The organism is Niabella yanshanensis, assembly GCF_034424215.1.
Lineage (GTDB): Bacteria > Bacteroidota > Bacteroidia > Chitinophagales > Chitinophagaceae > Niabella > Niabella yanshanensis.
In genome coordinates this window covers 2630819-2650085 of sequence record NZ_CP139960.1, presented here as the reverse complement: position 1 = coordinate 2650085, position 19267 = coordinate 2630819, and the positions used below count along the sequence as shown (strand labels likewise).

Here is a 19267-nt window from a genome sequence, read left to right as displayed (position 1 = left end):
CGTTTTTAGTGCTTTTTACTATATTTAAAATATTTTTTAGGTTTTTAGTCTATAGATTGTAATATAGCCCAAATTTTTGGCTTTTGTCGTAACTTTGTATGCCGCAGGCGGATTTGTTTATTGTTCACCCTGCGTAAAAAAATGAACTAATAAACGTAAGGCCATTCTCCCTGGTTCCCACGTTTATAGTTAGTTCAGTAAAAACAAGGCAAAAATTTAAATTGTTACGAATGAGTGCAATAAGAAATTTATTGAATGAAAAAATATTAGTACTGGATGGCGCTATGGGCACCATGATACAACGTTATAAACTTACCGAAGAAGACTATAGAGGCGATCGCTTTAAAGACTGGCATACCGATGTGAAAGGCAATAATGATCTTTTGAGTATTACCCGGCCGGATATTATTAAAGCTATTCACAAAGAATACCTGCAGGCAGGTTCCGATATTATCGAAACCAATACTTTTAGCAGTACCTCTATTGCCCAGGCTGATTATGATATGCAGGCTTTGGCACATGAGCTAAACGTAGCTTCTGTACAATCTGCAAAAGATGCCATCGCAGAATATCAGAAGGAAACGGGCGACAAGTCCCCTAAGTTTGTTGCGGGGGCAATAGGGCCATTGAATAAAACATTAAGTCTTTCACCTGATGTAAATAACCCTGGCTATCGTGCGGTAACTTTTGATGAGGTAGTAATAGCTTATACCGAACAGATCCATGCATTAATTGAGGCAGGAGCCGATATACTTTTGATTGAAACCATCTTCGATACTTTGAACGCGAAAGCTGCTATTTTTTCGGCAAAAAAATATTTCAGGGAGCACCCGGGTTCCGAATGTGAGATCATGATCAGTGGTACTATCACCGATGCATCAGGACGTACTTTGAGCGGACAAACATTAGAGGCTTTCTATATTTCGGTGGCACATGCCAATCCATTAAGTATTGGTCTTAATTGTGCTTTGGGGGCCCGTGAAATGAGAGCGCACGTAGAAGAGTTGTCACAGATCGCCGGTTGCTATGTATCTGCTTATCCCAATGCCGGCTTGCCCAACGCAATGGGTGAGTACGATGAATTACCTGAACAAACGGCCGCTTTTCTTGACGATTGGGCTAACCAGGGCTTCGTGAATATCGTAGGGGGCTGTTGTGGCACTACACCTGATCATATCCGTGAAATTGCAAAAGCGGTAAAAACGATACAACCAAGAGTATTACCTGTGGTGGAGGAAATTTTGTAACCACAGTGTTAAAGGAGTGATGCACAGAGTTAATGAGTTTTGAATCGATAAATATCATTACCGAGCAAATATTGAAATGCGCTTTCAAGGTGCATTCGGCATTAGGTCCCGGACTACTGGAATCGTCATATAAGGAATGCTTGTACTACGAGTTAATGACTTCGGGTCTACACACAGAAAAAGAAAAGCCACTTCCATTAATTTAGGAGCAGGTAAAATTGGATGTAGGATACCGGGTGGATTTGCTCATAGAGAAAAAAGTAATTATAGAAATAAAAGCAGTAGAAGCACTAAATGATGTACATACTGCGCAGGTGTTAACATACTTAAAATTATCTGGGTGTAAAGTTGGGCTGCTGCTTAATTTTAATACCAGTAGTTTAAAAAACGGAATTAAAAGATTGATATTATAACCATCTCTTTTAACTCTGTGATAAGCTCAGTGTAACCTCTGTGGTAAAATAAAAAAAATGTCAGTTATCAAACCATATCTCCGTCTTTCGGGCTTAGAACCTCTAATTGTACGCCCTGAAACGAATTTTATCAATATCGGCGAGAGAACCAATGTAACGGGTTCTAAAAAATTTGCACGTCTTATTCGTGAAAATAAGTACGAAGAAGCATTAAGCGTAGCACGCCAACAGGTAGAGAACGGCGCACAGGTTATCGATATTAATATGGATGATGCGCTGTTAGATGGCGTACAAGCTATGACCACCTTTGTCAACCTCCTGCAAAGTGAGCCCGATATATGCAAAGTGCCTTTGATGATTGACTCTTCAAAATTTGAAATTATTGAAGCTGGTTTGAAATGTGTACAGGGAAAATGTATCGTAAACTCTATTTCTTTAAAAGAAGGAGAACAAAAGTTTATTGAACAGGCTATCACCTGTCAAAACTATGGCGCAGCAGTTATTGTAATGGCCTTCGACGAGAAAGGACAGGCAGATACAGAAGATAGAAAAGTGGAAATTTGTCATCGGGCTTATAAGATACTGACAGAGCAACTTGGTTTTAAAGGCCATGATATTATTTTTGATCCGAACATATTTGCAGTTGCAACTGGTTTGGAAGAGCATAATAATTATGGCGTAGACTTTATCGAAGCCACCCGTCGTATAAAGCAACTTATGCCATTGGCGGGGGTAAGTGGCGGGGTTAGTAACTTATCATTTTCTTTCAGAGGTAATGAGCCGGTACGCGAAGCGATGCACTCCGTTTTTTTATACTACGCTATTAAGGCCGGTATGAATATGGGTATCGTTAATGCAGGCCAGTTGGTGGTGTATGATGAAATAGAGCCACAATTGAAGCAGCTTTGCGAAGACGTTATTCTTAATCGTAATAATACGAATAATGAAGCGACAGACAAGCTGATCACTTTTGCGGAAACCGTTAAATCTGAAGGCAAGGTAGAAAAGAAAAACGATGCATGGCGTGATAATACAGTAGAAGAACGCCTGAAACATGCGCTGGTAAATGGTATTACAGATTATATTGATACGGATACTGAGGAAGCAAGGCAAAAGTATCCGCGGCCTTTGGAGGTTATTGAGGGGCCTTTAATGGCGGGTATGGATGTAGTAGGAGATTTGTTCGGCGCCGGAAAAATGTTTCTGCCGCAGGTGGTGAAAAGTGCGCGCGTGATGAAAAAATCCGTGGCCTGGTTAACGCCTTTTATTGAAGAGGAGAAGTTAGCTAACCCGGCAGCACAGGCTGGCGGTGCGGGCAAAGTTTTATTAGCGACCGTGAAAGGGGATGTACATGATATCGGTAAAAATATTGTGGGCGTTGTATTAGGCTGTAATGGATATGATGTAATTGATTTGGGCGTAATGGTGCCTGCTGATAAGATACTGGATACTGCCGAAAGGGAAGGTGCGCATATTATTGGACTGAGTGGCTTAATTACGCCGTCGCTGGATGAGATGGTTCACGTAGCCCATGAAATGAAGCGTCGCAATATGAAACAACCTTTATTAATTGGGGGGGCTACTACTTCCCGCATGCATACTGCCGTGAAGATTGCTCCCCAGTATGATAACGGTGTAATGCATATTCTGGATGCGTCCAGAAGTGTAACTGCGGTAAGCACTTTGCTGGGAAAAGACAAGCAGGAATTGCTGAATAAAACCAGCGAGGAATATGAAGGCTTGCGTCAGCAATTTGCAAATAAGAATAAGAAAGATCTGATTGCTTATAAAGATGCTGTAGCTGCTAAAGAGTCCCTGGACTGGGATAGCTACACGCCCACTCAGCCAGCCATAGATGAAGTTAAGGTGTTTAAAGATTTTGATCTCGGAGAAATAGCAAAATACCTCGATTGGAGCCCGTTTTTTATAGCCTGGGAAATGCCCGGTAGATATCCACAGGTATTAAGTGATGAAAAGTTTGGAGCAGAAGCAACCAAACTTTTGGCCGAAGCGCAGAAGATGGTCGAACGAATTGTCGAAGAAAAATGGTTTACTGCTGATGGTGTTATTGGCTTCTGGCCAGCTACCAGTAACAATGCAGATACGATTACCATTGAAGCCAACGGAACAGAAGTGAAACTCGAATCATTACGTCAGCAGTCAAAGAAAGCAGCCGGACATTTCAACTTCTCTTTAGCCGACTTTGTAATGCCTAAAGAGAAAGGGCAGGACTACATGGGAGCTTTTGCAGTTACTATTCATGGTGCGAAGCAGCACATAGACAGGTTTGCCGCAGAGTTTGATGATTATAATAAGATCATGGTTCAGGTTTTAGCTGATCGGTTTGTAGAAGCTTTTGCTGAATGTCTGCATGAAAAATCAAGAAAAGAATATTGGGGTTATGCAAAAGATGAGAACCTAACCAATAAAGACCTGATATGGGAAGAATACGATGGCATAAGACCTGCGCCGGGATATCCCGCCTGTCCTGATCATACAGAAAAATACAAGTTGTTTGATTTATTGAAAGTAACAGATAATATAGGCATCACCTTAACCGAAAGCCTGGCAATGGATCCTCCCGCTTCGGTATGCGGATGGTATTTTGCTCATCCTAAAAGCCATTATTTTGGGTTAGGCAAAATAGGCAAAGATCAATTGGAAGATTATGCAAAAAGAAAAGGCATGAGTATCGAAGACGCAGAAAGATGGTTGAGCCCGGTTCTGGAATAATTTTTTATATTACTCAAAAGAAATGAATACTATGTTACGCAAGCTCTCTTTACTGTTGTTATTGTGCGGTATCGCCTTTCATGTTTTTGCACAGGATTATATTCTTAAAGAGAATGTCCCCTATGTGGCTAAAACAGAAAAAGATGCGTATAAAAAGTCTCGTTGTGTGTTGGATATCTATTATCCAAAAGACAAGAAAGGCTTTGCCACTGTGGTATGGTTTCATGGAGGCGGCCTGGAAGGCGGTGAGAAGGGCATTCCGCAGGAATTAAAAAACAAGGGTATTGCCGTAATTGCTGCTAATTATCGTTTAAGTCCAAAGACTAAAAGCCCTGCTTATATTGAGGATGCGGCTGAAGCAGTAGCCTGGACGTTTAAGCATATTGATTCATTAGGTGGCAGTGCTGATCATATCTATGTTTCAGGACATTCCGCCGGCGGTTACCTGGCTTTGATGGTTGGGTTGGATAAAAAATATCTGGCTCAATTTGGAACAGATGCCAATCGTATTCGCGGACTGTTACCTATAAGTGGACAAACCAATACGCATTATACAATCAGGAAAGAGCGCGGCTTGCCGATGGAAACACCCATTGTAGATGCATTAGCACCATTAAACGTAGTTCGGAAAGATATACCTCCTACATTGCTGATTACCGGCGATAAAAACCTGGAAATGATGGCAAGGTACGAGGAGAATGCGCACTTATATGCCGTGCTAAAAGGGATAGGTGTTAAAGAAGTGGAGTTGCATGAATTGCAGGGATTTAATCATGGTGATGTATATGCGCCCGCCTGCTACCTGATAGTGGATTGGATCAGAAAGCATGGTAAATAACAGAAGGCTTGAAAAGCCCGCTGTTTTAATGACCAAATAAACCATCTGCATCCGGTTCTTTTACCTCCCAGCTGCCTTCCGCAATTTCTGCTTCCAGGTCGCCGGTATCCCAGCCGCAATAGCCTATAAATATTTTAATGTCTTTTGAGGTAAGATTTTTATTATTGATTTGTTCGATTGTCTTTTTAAAATCACCTCCCAGGTACATATCATCAATAATAGGTGTGGCTCCCGGTATCAGCTCATTGCGGCGATGAACAAAGTAAAGATGCTCCTGGTCAACCGGGCCGCCTTCATATAAGGGAAATGCAGGGCTGCTGCTGAATTCAACCAGCTCGTTTAACGAACGGGCAAAAATTTTATTGATCACAAATCCTAAGGCGCCCTGCTCATTGTGTTCAGCTACAAAAACAACAGATGAATCGAAATTAGGATCATCCATGGAAGGCGTGCTGCTCAATATCTTTCCCTGGTAATTGCTCATTGTTACTATTTTTATTTCAGGCCGCAATAATTATTCCACGCAGCTTATTTCTTCTTTTTGTATTTAATGGTAACGTCAGAAATTCCTGCATTAACCATATCCAGCCTTTTAGCAGCCTTTTTGCTGAGATCAATAATCCGGCCCTGAACAAATGGTCCCCGGTCATTAATCAATACTTTAACTGTTTTACCGTTAGCCTGGTTTTTCACCTTCACTTTAGTGCCAAAAGGTAACGTTTTATGGGCAGCGGTTAATTTGTTTTGTTTGAATATAGCGCCGCTTGCGGTTTTGCGTCCCACGAATTTATCGGCATAAAAAGAAGCTTTGCCTGTCTCCACTATTTTTCTGCTGCAACTGTTAAAGGCAACAACGCATAGTAAAAGGGCCGGGATTATTTTATTCATGCCGGAAAAATAGTAACGATAATCCGGATTACAAATTCTGTTAAAATCAAAAGACGACTAAGCCTCATAAATATTAAGAATATACCTTCCCGGCAAATAGTTTAGAAATGTTTATCAGCGTTTGGCAATGACGGTTAGCCCCGGCGTAAAACAAATCTATAAAGTACTTAACTCAAGCAGGATATCTATTTTTGCAATCTAAACCCACTGATATGGAATTTGTTGATATACTGGGCTATGTTGCGGGCCTATTAACTACGCTTACGTTTTTACCCCAGGTAATAAAGACGGTAAAGGAAAAGTCTGCCAAAGATGTATCGCTAAATATGTTTTTAATAGCCGCAGCTAACCAGGTATTGTGGGTGATTTACGGGGTGCTTAAAAAAGACCTGGTTATTATCATGACCAATGTACTGATATTGGTGTTGTCGCTGACGATGGTATTCCTGAAACTTAAGTTTGGCAGAACCACTGCAAGTCCGTCGGATACTTTGTAGGATTTTTGATGGGACTATTGTGCAGCCAATGTCTTATATAGACAAATGTTATTGCTAGTGACTATGTGTTTTAAAATACGTCTCTTAAAAATTAAACCGTAGGCTGCCAAAAACACCAAAATTCTTTATGGATGAAGCAGGCTGCTCTCCGGGAAGTACACGCCATATAAAATCTACGCGTAGCACTCTTAAAATATTGTCAACCCCAGTTCCTAATTCCAGGTAGGTTTTCCCATCCAATGATAAGAAATTATGACCCGGTTGAAAGTTAAGCGCCTTATTAGCATCTGAAAGAGAACCCCATAGCGCCTTAACCGTGTAGAATTGCCTGAATTTTAGTTTAGGGATCAGCTTGAAAATCCCATTGCCAATATTGTGCTCATAATTGATACCGGCAAACTGGTCGTGCACATACTGGTAGCGTATCATGGTATTGAACGCGTATTTATTATAGTAATACAATTCGTTTCCCGGCGCTACATCTAAGAACATATAGGGTGCGGTGCCAAATGTTTTTCCTGCATATATCTGGTAGTTAATAATTCCAAAGGGTGGTGTTTTTATATAATCTGAAACAGCTGTTAATATCTTTGAGTAATTATACCTGCTGTTTAAAATGCCTGATATTCCTTTGGTATAAGTGGCTTCTACAATTGGGTAAGGGCTACCCAGGCTGGCGCGATAAAAAGTAGATTCCAGGAATTTTTCCAGGAAGGCAAAGCGGAGTCGGACTGAAAGCTCGGTGGTTGTTAATCTTTTCAATCCTTCACCGAAAGCGTCGGCCGGTAAAAGATTGGCCAGTGGTGTATAGGTTCTGTTAGCTGCTGTTGCTTTAACCGAGAAGCCGTTTGGTAACTCATTGAAAAATTCGAAACTGCCCTCTGCCAGGTTCATAAACTTCATCGGAACGCCGGGCTTACGTACTGCAAATGAAAATATATTGTCCGATGAGATTTCACCGTAATAACGCTGTCCAAAATCCAGGTCATTTTTATAGGTTAGTGCCCAGTACTGGCGCGGATCTTTTTTAGGCAGGTAAAAAAGCTCTCCCATACCTTTTAGCTTTTTATCGGTGAAGCCATAAGCCAGGTAGGTATGGTACATGAATTTTTTATTGAAATGTTTATTGCTGGCTACATCAAAACGCATCCTGAATCCTTCCCAGGCATTGCCTGAAAACCAGTTGTAGGCAGACCCTAATCTTACATTGCCTACATCAAAATAACCAGTGCCCATAAACTCCAGTTGCTTGGTAAGCTTCTGATATACCGGGGCATTCATGATAGTGTCGATCATTTTCACAATGTTCTTTTCTGTAGTGCTGAGCTCCTCGTGCCTGGCAGTTTCCCAGTAAGTATTGTCTTTTTGTTGCGCTCCGGGAATGGTAACAATTTCTTCCAGTTCTTTATTAAGTTTCAGCCGGGAAACCACCGAGCTGTCGTTTACTATTACATTACGGTAAGTGCTTGTTTTGCGGCCAATAATTCCAGGTGTCTTATCTCCTACAGGCGCCACATCCACTACCAGTTTTTCGCGGCTTACAAACCAGTTGCTATCGGCCAATCTTGTATATTCCTGTATATAGCTGAAACGTTCCATGAAGTTGACATCAGCGCTTTTGTCTAAAGCCAGGTTCATTTTTTGAACGGCAAAACTGCCAAAATGTACCCAGCAATCTCCTTCAAATGTGTTCATGCCTTTACGCCTAGGCCTGAATAAAAGATGATAATATCTTTCGCCGGCAATATATTGCGTATCGGCTATTGTATACTTGTAATAAAAATCGCCATTGTCACTAACAGGACTTACAAACTCTTTATTAAAAACATTAATGAAGTTATTGTACACGTTAATTACCTGGTCCATACCGCCCAGGAATTTTACTATGCTTTCGTTCTTAATACCATTGGTATTAGCGCCAATAATTTCTTCCCTGCGCTTCGTCGGTTTTTTCTGGTAGTAATAATTACTGATAGCCTCTGTGAGATAAGTGGGTAAAATTTTAATTCCTTCTGAAGTGTCTATGTTTTGATTGATCAGATCGTTGATAGGACGGAGTGGCTTAAATCTTGTTATCTTTTGCAGGCTTTTAAAGTTTTTCAGATCCACTTCAAGCTTATTGTATAGTTCGTAGGAAAAATTATCAAACTTGTACCGGTTGTTTTGTGGCTTATGTTCTACCACTTTTTTCCAGAGCCAGAGCCCCTTGTCAATTTTAGATTTTACGATAACAACATCGTCTGTAGTTCCCCGCTGCATAGGGATGGTGACATCCATATCATTTTTAGCCTGGTCCATCGTAAGGAAATAAGTTTCATAACCTACATAGCTAATAACCAGGGTATCGGACGGCCAGTCGATAACCGAGAAAGCAAACCTGCCGGTTGAGTCGGTAATCGCTCCCATCGAAGTGCCTTTAAAAGTAACCGATGCAAAAGCAATAGCTTCATCGCTATGCGCATCTTTTACCAATCCCCTTAATGTTTTTTGCGAAAAAGTTACGGTACAGGTTGTTAGTCCGATAAGCAGGATCAAAAACTTCAGAATAAGATTCATCGAACGCAAATCTACGATTGTTTTAAATTGTAATATGTATTGGTCTTGGCAACATCTGCTACTTTTGCTTCAAATTAAAAAATTTAACAAAAAATGTTATCCGTACATAAATTTACTTTTAACCCGATACAAGAGAATACTTATGTGCTGTACGCTGAAAATGGCGATTGCTGTATCATTGATCCCGGATGTTATTTTGACGTGGAGCGCAACGAATTGGTTCGCTTTATACAGTCCAAAAATCTCAAACCTGTTTACCTGTTGAATACGCATTGTCATTTGGATCATGTTTTTGGGAACAAGTTCGTCAGCGATACCTGGCAGTTGCCTTTATACCTGCACGAAACGGAAAAAATGGTTTTGAGTTTCGCACCCAAATCGGCGGATATGTATGGTTTGCCTTTTGAGAATTATAACGGTGAAATGAAATGGCTAAATCCTGGAGATATAATAAAGATCGGTCACGACGAATTGAAAGTATTATTTACACCCGGTCATTCACCAGGTAGCGTAAGTTTCTATAATGAGAAAGATGGCTATGTGATCAGTGGTGATGTGTTGTTCAGTGGCAGCATTGGGCGTACTGATTTACCGGGAGGAGACTACGATCAGCTGGAGCATTCCATTAAAACCGAGCTCTATACTTTGCCGGATGAAACCAAAGTATATTCCGGGCATGGCGGTGGAACCAGTATTGGTTTTGAGAAACGCAATAATCCTTTTGTAAGAGAAGATTAGGAAAATATTACCTGTCGCAAAATACCTTCAATTAGTCGCTAATATCTATTATCTCTGGCAGATCGCTGTTGTATGTTTGTGTAACAAAACAAAAATTATCATGGAAACAAAAGCAAATGCAATTACTGTATCAGCATTAGTAAACGCGCCCGTAGAGAAAGTATGGAAATTATGGACTACGCCATCCGATATTCAGCAGTGGAACGCCGCATCGCCTGATTGGCACTCTCCTAAAGCAGAACATGATTTAAAACCTGGCGGTCAATTCTCTTACAGGATGGAAGCTAAAGACGGCAGCTTTGGTTTCGATTTTGGCGGCACTTTTGATGTAGTAACAGAAACGCAATACCTGGAATATACATTAGGTGATGGGCGTAAGGTGAAGGTTGATTTTAAGAACGTAGATGGCGGCACCCAAATAGATGAGCAATTTGAAGCAGAGTCTCAAAACCCGGAAGAAATGCAACAAGCCGGTTGGCAAGCTATTCTGGATAATTTTAAAGCTTACGCAGAAAGAGCTTAACCGATCGTTTCAGCTAAAACGATATACCCTTGTCAAAAACATTAAGAACCTGTCCTAACGGGCACCAGTATTATAAAAGCAGCGACTGCCCGGTTTGCCCTGAATGCGAAAAGCAAAACAAACCGGGTGGTTTCCTGTCTGCTCTAAGCGCACCGGCGCGGCGGGCATTGGAAACAGCCGGTATTGTAACCATTCAAAAGCTATCCGCTTATTCCGAAAAAGAAATTCTGCAGTTGCACGGTATGGGCAAGGCTTCCCTCCCCATATTAAGAACGGCTCTTGAAAGGGAAGGGCTTCGCTTTAAATCATAACTCCGTTAGTATCCCCCTGCTACGATTCGTGTTCTCCTAAAGCCTTGATTCGTGTCGTCACGAATCAAGGCTAATATATTTATTTTTATTGTAACTTTAATACTGACTATAACCTAAGATATAACCTAAAACATCAGGTATAGGCTAACTATGTTTTTAAAGCACAACCCTGTTATAAGGCTTTTGCTACCAATGATAACTGGCATCATACTGCAATGGTACCTGCAGTCTCCTATTGCTGTTAGCATAGTTATTTTTGTGGTTTCAGGCGCAGTATTTTTTATGATAGGTGCGCTCCGCAATTTCAAAAGCTGGAAATGGGCGCCTCTCAGGGGACTGATGATGGTAATAACCCTGATCACGTTTGGTATGATGCTCACCTGGTTAAAAGATGTGCGGCATCAAAACCATTGGTTGGGCAAAAGTTACCAGACCGGAGATATGCTGGTAGCCAGGTTAGAGGAACCGCTGGTAGCCAAAGAACGATCTTACAAAGCGGTTGCTACCGTTCGCCATATTCTTAAAAGCGGAAACAAGAGCCCTGTTAGCGGGAACATTATTATCTACTTCAAAAAAGACAGCATCAATGCCTCTCTGCGGGCGGGTGACCGGATACTTATTGCCAAAGATCTCCAGGAGATACACAATGCCGGAAACCCCGGTGGTTTCGACTATGAGCGTTACGCCTTGTTCAATGGGATTACGCACCAGGTTTATTTGACGGATAAAGGGTATGAGAAGCTCCCCGGTAATGGGCTGCCCTGGTATCAGAGCTGGTTGTTGCAATCCAGGAATTATGTGCTAAGCGCCATTAAAGCTCATATTAAGGGAGCTAAAGAACAGGGATTGGCCGAGGCTATGCTGATAGGCTATAAAGACGACCTGGATAAGAGCCTGTTGCAGTCATACACCAATACCGGCGTAGTGCATGTGATAGCCGTATCGGGTATGCACCTGGCCTTATTGTATTGGTTATTGAACCTGTTATTTGCACCGTTGCTTCGAAGGAAGAAAACTAAATGGCTGCATGCGGTACTGGTACTGGCCTTCCTTTGGTTTTTCTCACTGATAACCGGTGGAGCAGCTTCCATTGTACGTGCTGCAGTGATGTTTACTTTTATTACCGTTGGAAAGCAGATCAACCGAAATGCTTCTATTTACAATATACTGGCGGTATCGGCTTTTTGCCAGTTTTGCTATAATCCTTACTGGCTTTGGGATGTAGGCTTTCAGTTGTCTTATGCAGCGGTGTTAAGTATTGTTGTATTTTATAAACCTATCTATAACTTACTATTCGTTAAGAATAAGATACTCCATGCTATATGGCAGCTGGCTGCGGTAAGTATAGCGGCGCAAATTTTAACCACACCCATCGCATTGTATTATTTTCACCAGTTCCCGGTTTATTTTTTATTGAGTAACCTGGTAGTTGTGCCAGTATCTACCGTGGTATTAGTAGCAACGCTGGTGTTAGTGCTTTTATCTCCCATAAAAATCATCGCAGCTTTTATCGGCTCTTTACTCAACGGCTTGATCTGGTGGCTGAATACCTTTATAGAAAGGATGGAAGATTTTCCACTGGCCGTATGGTGGAGCATCAGTATCAACCTCGCTCAATCCTTATTGCTTTTCGTATTGATCGCTGGTATTGCATTTTGGTTAATGGCGCAACGGAAATCCGGTTTCTGGTGGGCTATGTCGAGCCTTTGCATTTTCCTGCTGATAAGAGCCGCTTCTTTTTATGATGCGGGTAAGCAACAAAAGCTGATTGTATATAATGCCAACCGGTATGCTGCTATGGATATTATTAGCGGAAGGTATTATTCTTTTTATGGTGATACCGAGGCTTTGACGAATGGTTCAGTAATGAATTATGTGATGAATCCTTGCCGCATTTTGCATCGGTCAACCGCAGAACAGGTACAAAAACCTGAATATTCAGGTAATGTGGTGTTGTTTCACAACAAAAAGGTTCTATGTATTAATCAGCCTCTTCGAAAATCCATAGAAGCAGCGCCATTATCTGCAGACCTGGTCATTTTATCGGGTAACCCCCGATTGTACATATCCGACCTGTTAAAAAAGGTAAAACCTTCGCAAATTGTTATTGATGGCTCTGTGCCCGCCTGGAAAGCCCGTTATTGGTTGCGGGACTGCGATTCCCTGCAAATTGCCTGTCATAATGTAGCGACATCCGGCGCTTTTGTAATGAGCCTGTATTAGCGTACATTTGCGCACTCATTCAGATCAATTTCAATGAAAAAACTGGGACTGGTGGGCGGCATTAGCTGGGTATCCACAACCGATTATTACAGATACATTAATGAGGGCATCAATGCAAAATTGGGTGGCCTTAATTATGCGGAGTGCATTATTTATTCCGTTAATTTCCAGGAAATACACAATAACAATCTCGCTGATAACTGGGAGGGAACATTTTTGATCCTTTCCCAGGCCTGCGACAGTCTTCAGAAAGCCGGTGCGGAAGCTATTTTGTTGGGTGCCAATACGATGCATTTGCTGGCAGACAGGGTAGCGCAGGTTATTGATGTGCCCCTGATTCATGTAGCCGTGGCAACTGCTGAAGCCATCCGGGCAAAAGGCCTTAAAAAAGTGGCATTGCTGGGAACGAAGTTTACCATGGAGCGCGATTTCTTTAAAAACAAGCTGGAGGAAAAAGGCATCGGGGCAATTATACCTGATGAGGAGGGCCGAAATTATATAGCCCAAAAGCTGGAAGCAGAGCTGTATAAAGGTATTGTAACGGAGGAAACCAGGGCTGGCTTTTTAAAAATTATTGATCAGTTAATAGCTCAGGGTGCCGAAGGCGTTATACTGGGTTGTACCGAAATACCGTTATTAATAAAGCAGGAGCATTTAACTATTCCGGGCTTTGATACCACAAAAATTCACTCAGATGCTGCCGTAGCATTTGCTTTAAGTTAAAAAACAACATCACATCACATATCAATCATGAACAAAAAAATTCAATCAGCCCTCATTTCCGTTTTTTATAAAGACGGCCTGGAACCTATTGTTAAAGAATTAGATCGCCTCGGTATTACCATTTATACCACAGGTGGTACACAAAAATTTATTGAAGACCTGGGTATACCCGTGGTGCCGGTTGAAAACCTCACAACCTATCCTTCTATTTTAGGGGGACGTGTTAAAACCTTGCACCCATCGGTGTTTGGTGGTATTTTGGGCAGGAGAGATCTGGAAACTGATGTGCAGGAAATGAAGCAGTACAATATACCAGAGATAGACCTGGTGATTGTAGACCTTTATCCTTTTGAGGAAACGGTAGCTTCTACAACCGAAGAAAAAGCGATTATCGAAAAAATTGATATTGGTGGTCCGTCGATGATACGCGCTGCCGCTAAAAATTTCAAAGATGTTTTAGTAGTGGCTGCTAAAAAAGATTATGCCGCTATTACAGAATTATTGAAAACCCAGAACGGTGAAACCTCTATCGAACAGCGTAAAGGTTTTGCTGCAAAAGCATTTGAAACGGTAGGACATTACGATGTGGCGATTGCTAAGTATTTCAATACTACCAATGCTGATGTTGAATATTTCTTCCATTCCGAAACGCATCCTAAAATTATGCGTTACGGCGAAAACCCTCACCAGCAGGGCGTTTTCTACGGCGATTATGATAAGCTGTTTGAAAAATTAAATGGTAAAGAGCTTTCTTATAATAACCTGGTAGATGTTGATGCGGCAGTACAGCTGATTGCTGAGTTCCCTAAAGATAGCGATACAGTTTTCGCGATCATTAAGCATACCAACGTTTGCGGCGTAGGTGGTCGCAGCACTACCGCTGATGCCTGGGCTACTGCTTTGGCAGGTGACCCTGAAAGCGCTTTTGGTGGTGTATTGGTTACCAATGGTACGATTGATGAAGCTACGGCCAATGCCATCAACGAGATCTTCTTTGAAGTGTTAATTGCACCTGCGTTTGATGAGGCGGCTTTAACCATCCTGAAGTCTAAAAAGAACAGGATCTTATTACAGCTGAAAGAATTACCGCAGGTAAAAGTGCAGTTCAAATCGGTATTGAACGGCGTATTGCAACAAGCCGTTGACGAAGGTTCTTATACCGAGTGGAAAGAAGAAGGTGGCCGTGCCGCAACAGCCGAAGAAAAAGCAGACCTCGAATTTGCGAACATCATCTGCAAGCATTTAAAATCAAATGCCATTGCATTGGTAAAGAGCAAGCAATTGGTAGGCAAAGGCGCCGGACAAACCAGCCGTGTAGATGCGGTACGTCATTCATTAGAAAAAGCAAAACAATTTGGTTTCGACCTGAATGGAGCGGTGTTAGCGAGTGATGCGTTCTTCCCCTTCAATGATAGCGTGCAAATAGCGCACAGCGCGGGTATTGCCGCCTTTATTCAGCCCGGTGGTTCAATCCGCGATAAAGATTCTATCGAGTATTGCAAGGAAAATAACCTGGCCATGGTACTGACAGGTATGAGACATTTTAAGCATTAATTCGTCGAGTCTCTAGCAGGACTCGACGAAAAATAATCGAGTCTCTTCTACAGGACTCGACGTAAATGACGACATTGACCCCCGCTGTTGTAAACAGTGGGGGTTTGTTTTTGTGGAAATACAGCAAGGTGGGATCTATAAGCAGTATGAGAAGATATCTTTATTTACTGACAATTAGCCTTATTATGAAAAATGCCGTAGCCCAGTCTGATAGCTTAGCCATAAAGAAAAATTTGGAACATCTTAAAGCAATTAAAGATAGTTTTACGCTCAAGCCTTTGAAGGTTTTACTCGACAGTTCCAGAGTGCCCATAAAGGCAGCATTTGGCAATCCTGAAAATGCAAATATGCCAGATATAGAAGGCCCACGCAGTGCAACTTTTGTATTTTTCTTCGTCGGTGTAGAAGACGTTAAAAGTAAAAGAGGGGCCTGGGTAAATAACAGACGTTTACTGGTAACAGTGATGGATGCACAGGGCAAGTATGGACGACACCCCGAACTTCCTAAAAACAAAGAATGGAATGGACAAATTGCTAAAAGATACGAAGATATGCTGGTATTAAGAGTTGGCTTTTTAGGAGATCATTGACCGCATAGTAATTGAGGGGACTATGGACCGAGCGACTGGCTAATCCTTTTTACTTAAAGGAATCGTAACTTTATGTTATGCCAACCAAAGGAAAAATCACCGAACCGGAAGGGGTATATTTCATCACTTTTACCTGCCTGCACTGGCGACCTTTGATACAACTTGTTGATGGTTACGATCTGGTATATAAGTGGTTCGATTACCTGAAAAGTAAAGGACATTATATCGTGGGATATGTTATTATGCCCAATCATATACATGTATTAATTGCTTTCAGAAATACCATTCAATCGATTAACACGATAGTTGGAAATGGTAAAAGATTTATGGCTTATGCCATTGTAAAACGTTTAAAAGCAATGAGCGAGGAAACGCTATTGCGAAAGCTGGAGTGGAACGTTAACATGTCTGATAGGGAAAGAAATAAACTACATGAGGTTTGGGAAAGTTCTTTTAACTGGAAAGAATGCAGAACCAATGCCTTTCTAAGGCAGAAACTTAATTATACCAATGCCAATCCTTGCAAAGGGAAGTGGATGCTGGCGGATACCCCGGTAAACTATTTGCATTGTTCTGCAAAATATTATGCTACAGGCGAACAAGGGTGTTACAAAGTGCTACATTATTTAGAGTTGGCAGATATCGACCTGACTCGTTAGCGCCTGGCGCATACCGTTAGGCGCCGAGTCCAGGCCAACGCACGCAGCCCGTGGTAAGACTCGGCTATGGACATTGCGGGTTAGTTTAGGTATCATTCTGCTGGGCGAGTCTCTGCGCCGGCGGACTCGCCCATATCTTTTATCCCAGCTCCTTCACCATCCATATATCACAGGAGGTATGCCCCGACTCACCCAAAGGATGATCCAGCAACTGGTAGCCCTGCTTTTCGTAAATGCTTACAGCATTGCTAAACTGCGGCAGGCTTTCCAGGTACAGGTGGGTATACCCCAGCTCAATAGCCGACTGGGTGCATTGTTCCATCAACGCGCGGCCCACACCCAGCCCGCGGGCGGTTTTGTTTAAATAAAACTTTACGAGTTCAGCATAGTTGGCAGGAAGTTCCGGTGTAGGATAAACGCCGCAACAGCCGACAATTGCTCCGTTTATTTCAGCCACCCATAATACCGATCGCTCTGTTTGAAATAATGTATACAAGTCATCGGTTGTAGGATCAGAATACACGGTTCCCCTTTTGGGTGCATCGTAATCATCAAATGCGCTGCTTATAATGGCAGCCAACGTAGCATTATCGGTAGCTTTTACTTTCCTCAGATTCATAAGGCAATATTACAAATACATCATATCATTCCTTTGATATATTACGATGCTAATAACCTTACGCTGCATTATCTCTCCTTTTCTTGTTCTCCGCGGTTAATAATACCTGTGAATTGATAAGACATTTAACCGCAGAGAAATAAGGGCGCAGAGGATACGCTGAGTAGATACACAATGTGGCCTGCTTGTTTATGAGGTTCCGACCCCGCGCGCGGGGTTAAAATAGGTACAGATCAGTAAAGCATAGCTTTGGTGGGTTATTAATACATCCGGACAGGCTCATCAACCCCAGTGATGAGGTTTAGAACCCCGACCGGGTGGTTCCGAACCCCAAAATTGGGGTTGTATAACCCCAAATTATAGGTTTACCAACCCCAACGATGAGGTTGATAACCCCGCCGGATAGGTAAAAGACCCCGTCGGATAAGTTCAGAACCCCATGCGAGTGGTTCCGATCCCCAAAATATTGGTTGTATAACCTCAACTATAGCGTTCTTAACGTCAAAATTGCGGAGGTATAATCCTTAACAGATAGCTTTTACACAATTGGTGCTTTCCCCTGCGTTATCTCTCCATCTCCCTTCTCCTATGTTTGTTTTTTATGTAGTTCTTTGAGATTTTGAATGAAGATACCAATAGATTTGATTTTTATAAAGTGAAAAAGAGTGAGAGCACGTCTCTTTTCTAAGCAACTTTTAGTATGCTCTCGCGGAGATACAGCCTCACTCTTTTTTATCTCTTGGAGACTGAACAGAATGTAAGGTATAAGGTAAGACTTTATAACCAGAATATCCGGCCAGGAGAAAAGCCGGAGAGAGATTTTTCACTTTTACTTTTTATTTAAAAACTATTGGTATGCGACAAATTGTAAAGCAGGTATGTGGTATTGATGTGTCACAGAAAGAGTTGGTTGTAGCTCTTGGGAGAATGTATGATGACTGGAGCCCGGAGATCTGGTGCTATAAAACATTTAGCAACAATGCCAAAGGGTTTGATTCGCTGGTGAGTTGGGTAAAGAAGTTCGCTATTGAAAGTATTGAAGTGCGTTATGTAATGGAATCTACGGGGGTATACCATGAAAAACTGGCTCATTTTCTATATCTCAACAGCCAATCTGTAAGCATCATACTGCCTAATAAAATCAGTAACTATGCCCGCACACTGGATGTAAGAACGGTTACAGACAAAACAGCTTCCGAAGCTATTACGCTGTTTGGGCTGGAAAGAAAATCAGATGACTGGCATCCACCACACCCGGTATTTAAGCAAATGAGACAATTGGTCAGAGAGCGGGACCAGATCGTTCAAGCCCGCACAGTGGCTAAAAATCAGCTCCATGCAGAGCAGGCAGAGGTAGAACCGCTAAAAGGCACTATAGGCAGGCTTAAAAAGCAAATAACTTTTTTAGACAAACAGATTGCCCAGGTTGTAGGAGAATTCAATGTTTTGATAAAGTCAAATGAAAAAATAAAAGCTGATGTAGAATTATTGGCTTCTATACCAGGTGTAGGACTATTAACAGCTGCTACTGTACTGGCTGAAACTAATGGCTTTGATTTAATACGAAGCAAAAAGCAATTAACCAGCTATGCGGGACTGGACGTAAAAGAAAAGCAATCTGGCACTTCGGTAAAGGGCAAGCCGAAAATATCCAAGAAAGGCAATAAACACCTAAGAAAATCCCTACACCTGCCAGCTTTAGCAGCCATCCGGCACGACGATCGGTTTAAAGCCATCTTTGCAAGGCTGGTAGGAAAACATGGAATAAAAATGAAAGCAGCTGTAGCTGTGCAAAGAAAACTATTGGAACTAATGTATACACTTTACAAAAAACAATATAAATATGACAAAGACTATTTACAACAACAAAATCAGGAAGCTAAAATTGAAATAAAATAAGTAGAGGGTAATCTCAATTGATTACCCTCTTACACAGGCTGGCTTATGCCGCCTAATAGAAAATAAAATTAAAGAATCTCTTGGATTTTAACACAGAATCTCAGCGGTTAATATATCCTGGTCGATTTCAATCGATGAGTTTTCCGCAACCGGTTATTAACGCCTGCATGTGCATTAAACCGGCTCTGATAAAGGGTTTGAGCGCTTTGCGAAGCATTAGTAACGACCGTTAGCAGCTGTATTAACAGCGTTTAAA

At 41.8% G+C, this 19267-nt stretch carries 17 protein-coding genes and 1 pseudogene; 14 read left to right on the top strand and 4 right to left on the bottom strand.

All coding sequences use genetic code 11. From position 1 onward, the window contains the following. Window positions 1–230 precede the first annotated feature (230 nt). The 4 genes and pseudogenes from U0035_RS10860 (at window position 231) to U0035_RS10845 (ending at window position 5231) form a co-directional block, all read left to right on the top strand. The gene (locus tag U0035_RS10860; protein WP_114789819.1) at window positions 231–1247 is read left to right on the top strand and encodes a homocysteine S-methyltransferase family protein; all 1017 of its coding nucleotides are present in this window, start codon (window positions 231–233) and stop codon (window positions 1245–1247) included. A 32-nt stretch (window positions 1248–1279) separates the two neighbouring features. Next, a pseudogene (locus U0035_RS10855) lies at window positions 1280–1660 on the top strand (GxxExxY protein). A 57-nt stretch (window positions 1661–1717) separates the two neighbouring features. Further along, window positions 1718–4393: a methionine synthase gene (gene metH, locus U0035_RS10850; RefSeq protein ID WP_114789818.1), complete on the top strand. Its 2676-nt coding sequence runs from the start codon at window positions 1718–1720 to the stop codon at window positions 4391–4393. Window positions 4394–4424: 31 nt separating this feature from the next. Next, complete coding sequence (locus tag U0035_RS10845) at window positions 4425–5231, top strand: alpha/beta hydrolase (protein ID WP_114790455.1); 807 nt, start codon at window positions 4425–4427, stop codon at window positions 5229–5231. Between the two features lie 25 nt (window positions 5232–5256). Here U0035_RS10845 and U0035_RS10840 read toward each other — a convergent pair whose 3' ends face one another. Together U0035_RS10840 and U0035_RS10835 are read right to left on the bottom strand one after the other, a co-directional pair. After that, complete coding sequence (locus U0035_RS10840) at window positions 5257–5715, bottom strand: YqgE/AlgH family protein (RefSeq protein ID WP_114789817.1); 459 nt, start codon at window positions 5713–5715, stop codon at window positions 5257–5259. A 44-nt stretch (window positions 5716–5759) separates the two neighbouring features. Beyond that, on the bottom strand, window positions 5760–6119 hold the full coding sequence (locus U0035_RS10835) for a septal ring lytic transglycosylase RlpA family protein (RefSeq protein WP_114789816.1): 360 nt from the start codon (window positions 6117–6119) through the stop codon (window positions 5760–5762). 212 nt (window positions 6120–6331) lie between these two features. Here U0035_RS10835 and U0035_RS10830 point away from each other — a divergent pair, with 212 nt between their 5' ends. Further along, window positions 6332–6616: a SemiSWEET family sugar transporter gene (locus tag U0035_RS10830; protein WP_114789815.1), complete on the top strand. Its 285-nt coding sequence runs from the start codon at window positions 6332–6334 to the stop codon at window positions 6614–6616. An 84-nt stretch (window positions 6617–6700) separates the two neighbouring features. On the opposite strand, the gene U0035_RS10825 is transcribed toward U0035_RS10830, so the two are convergent. Then, window positions 6701–9172: a DUF5686 and carboxypeptidase-like regulatory domain-containing protein gene (locus U0035_RS10825; RefSeq protein WP_114789814.1), complete on the bottom strand. Its 2472-nt coding sequence runs from the start codon at window positions 9170–9172 to the stop codon at window positions 6701–6703. Window positions 9173–9265: 93 nt separating this feature from the next. Here U0035_RS10825 and U0035_RS10820 point away from each other — a divergent pair, with 93 nt between their 5' ends. The 8 genes from U0035_RS10820 to U0035_RS10785 all read left to right on the top strand — a co-directional run bounded on the left by U0035_RS10820 (window position 9266) and on the right by U0035_RS10785 (window position 16493). Next, a complete protein-coding gene (locus U0035_RS10820) occupies window positions 9266–9910 on the top strand; it encodes an MBL fold metallo-hydrolase (RefSeq protein ID WP_114789813.1) in 645 nt (214 codons plus the stop codon). 100 nt (window positions 9911–10010) lie between these two features. Then, complete coding sequence (locus tag U0035_RS10815; RefSeq protein ID WP_114789812.1) at window positions 10011–10433, top strand: SRPBCC family protein; 423 nt, start codon at window positions 10011–10013, stop codon at window positions 10431–10433. A gap of 29 nt (window positions 10434–10462) precedes the next feature. After that, window positions 10463–10744: an RNA polymerase alpha subunit C-terminal domain-containing protein gene (locus U0035_RS10810; RefSeq protein ID WP_245957643.1), complete on the top strand. Its 282-nt coding sequence runs from the start codon at window positions 10463–10465 to the stop codon at window positions 10742–10744. A gap of 192 nt (window positions 10745–10936) precedes the next feature. Further along, entirely contained in the window at window positions 10937–12967 is a 2031-nt protein-coding gene (locus tag U0035_RS10805; RefSeq protein ID WP_245957642.1) for a ComEC/Rec2 family competence protein, read from the top strand. 33 nt (window positions 12968–13000) lie between these two features. Continuing rightward, window positions 13001–13690, top strand: coding sequence for an aspartate/glutamate racemase family protein (locus tag U0035_RS10800; RefSeq protein WP_114789809.1), 690 nt, complete (start codon window positions 13001–13003; stop codon window positions 13688–13690). Between the two features lie 27 nt (window positions 13691–13717). Then, the gene (gene purH, locus U0035_RS10795) at window positions 13718–15244 is read left to right on the top strand and encodes a bifunctional phosphoribosylaminoimidazolecarboxamide formyltransferase/IMP cyclohydrolase (RefSeq protein ID WP_114789808.1); all 1527 of its coding nucleotides are present in this window, start codon (window positions 13718–13720) and stop codon (window positions 15242–15244) included. 185 nt (window positions 15245–15429) lie between these two features. Next, on the top strand, window positions 15430–15834 hold the full coding sequence (locus tag U0035_RS10790; protein WP_162817778.1) for a hypothetical protein: 405 nt from the start codon (window positions 15430–15432) through the stop codon (window positions 15832–15834). Between the two features lie 77 nt (window positions 15835–15911). Next, the gene (locus U0035_RS10785; RefSeq protein WP_114789806.1) at window positions 15912–16493 is read left to right on the top strand and encodes a transposase; all 582 of its coding nucleotides are present in this window, start codon (window positions 15912–15914) and stop codon (window positions 16491–16493) included. A gap of 139 nt (window positions 16494–16632) precedes the next feature. On the opposite strand, the gene U0035_RS10780 is transcribed toward U0035_RS10785, so the two are convergent. After that, complete coding sequence (locus U0035_RS10780; RefSeq protein WP_114789805.1) at window positions 16633–17112, bottom strand: GNAT family N-acetyltransferase; 480 nt, start codon at window positions 17110–17112, stop codon at window positions 16633–16635. 855 nt (window positions 17113–17967) lie between these two features. On the opposite strand from U0035_RS10780, the gene U0035_RS10775 reads away from it, so the two are divergent. Next, window positions 17968–19011: a transposase gene (locus U0035_RS10775; protein ID WP_114789804.1), complete on the top strand. Its 1044-nt coding sequence runs from the start codon at window positions 17968–17970 to the stop codon at window positions 19009–19011. Window positions 19012–19267 lie beyond the last annotated feature (256 nt).

What these genes read in the sequence shown, in the direction of transcription:
- U0035_RS10860 (WP_114789819.1), top strand. Translation starts at nt 231, where the DNA reads ATGAGTGCAATAAGAAATTTATTGAATGAAAAAATATTAGTACTGGAT.
- metH (WP_114789818.1), top strand. Translation starts at nt 1,718, where the DNA reads ATGTCAGTTATCAAACCATATCTCCGTCTTTCGGGCTTAGAACCTCTA.
- U0035_RS10845 (WP_114790455.1), top strand. Translation starts at nt 4,425, where the DNA reads ATGTTACGCAAGCTCTCTTTACTGTTGTTATTGTGCGGTATCGCCTTT.
- U0035_RS10840 (WP_114789817.1), bottom strand. Translation starts at nt 5,715, where the DNA reads ATGAGCAATTACCAGGGAAAGATATTGAGCAGCACGCCTTCCATGGAT.
- U0035_RS10835 (WP_114789816.1), bottom strand. Translation starts at nt 6,119, where the DNA reads ATGAATAAAATAATCCCGGCCCTTTTACTATGCGTTGTTGCCTTTAAC.
- U0035_RS10830 (WP_114789815.1), top strand. Translation starts at nt 6,332, where the DNA reads ATGGAATTTGTTGATATACTGGGCTATGTTGCGGGCCTATTAACTACG.
- U0035_RS10825 (WP_114789814.1), bottom strand. Translation starts at nt 9,172, where the DNA reads ATGAATCTTATTCTGAAGTTTTTGATCCTGCTTATCGGACTAACAACC.
- U0035_RS10820 (WP_114789813.1), top strand. Translation starts at nt 9,266, where the DNA reads ATGTTATCCGTACATAAATTTACTTTTAACCCGATACAAGAGAATACT.
- U0035_RS10815 (WP_114789812.1), top strand. Translation starts at nt 10,011, where the DNA reads ATGGAAACAAAAGCAAATGCAATTACTGTATCAGCATTAGTAAACGCG.
- U0035_RS10805 (WP_245957642.1), top strand. Translation starts at nt 10,937, where the DNA reads ATGATAACTGGCATCATACTGCAATGGTACCTGCAGTCTCCTATTGCT.
- U0035_RS10800 (WP_114789809.1), top strand. Translation starts at nt 13,001, where the DNA reads ATGAAAAAACTGGGACTGGTGGGCGGCATTAGCTGGGTATCCACAACC.
- purH (WP_114789808.1), top strand. Translation starts at nt 13,718, where the DNA reads ATGAACAAAAAAATTCAATCAGCCCTCATTTCCGTTTTTTATAAAGAC.
- U0035_RS10790 (WP_162817778.1), top strand. Translation starts at nt 15,430, where the DNA reads ATGAAAAATGCCGTAGCCCAGTCTGATAGCTTAGCCATAAAGAAAAAT.
- U0035_RS10785 (WP_114789806.1), top strand. Translation starts at nt 15,912, where the DNA reads ATGCCAACCAAAGGAAAAATCACCGAACCGGAAGGGGTATATTTCATC.
- U0035_RS10780 (WP_114789805.1), bottom strand. Translation starts at nt 17,112, where the DNA reads ATGAATCTGAGGAAAGTAAAAGCTACCGATAATGCTACGTTGGCTGCC.
- U0035_RS10775 (WP_114789804.1), top strand. Translation starts at nt 17,968, where the DNA reads ATGCGACAAATTGTAAAGCAGGTATGTGGTATTGATGTGTCACAGAAA.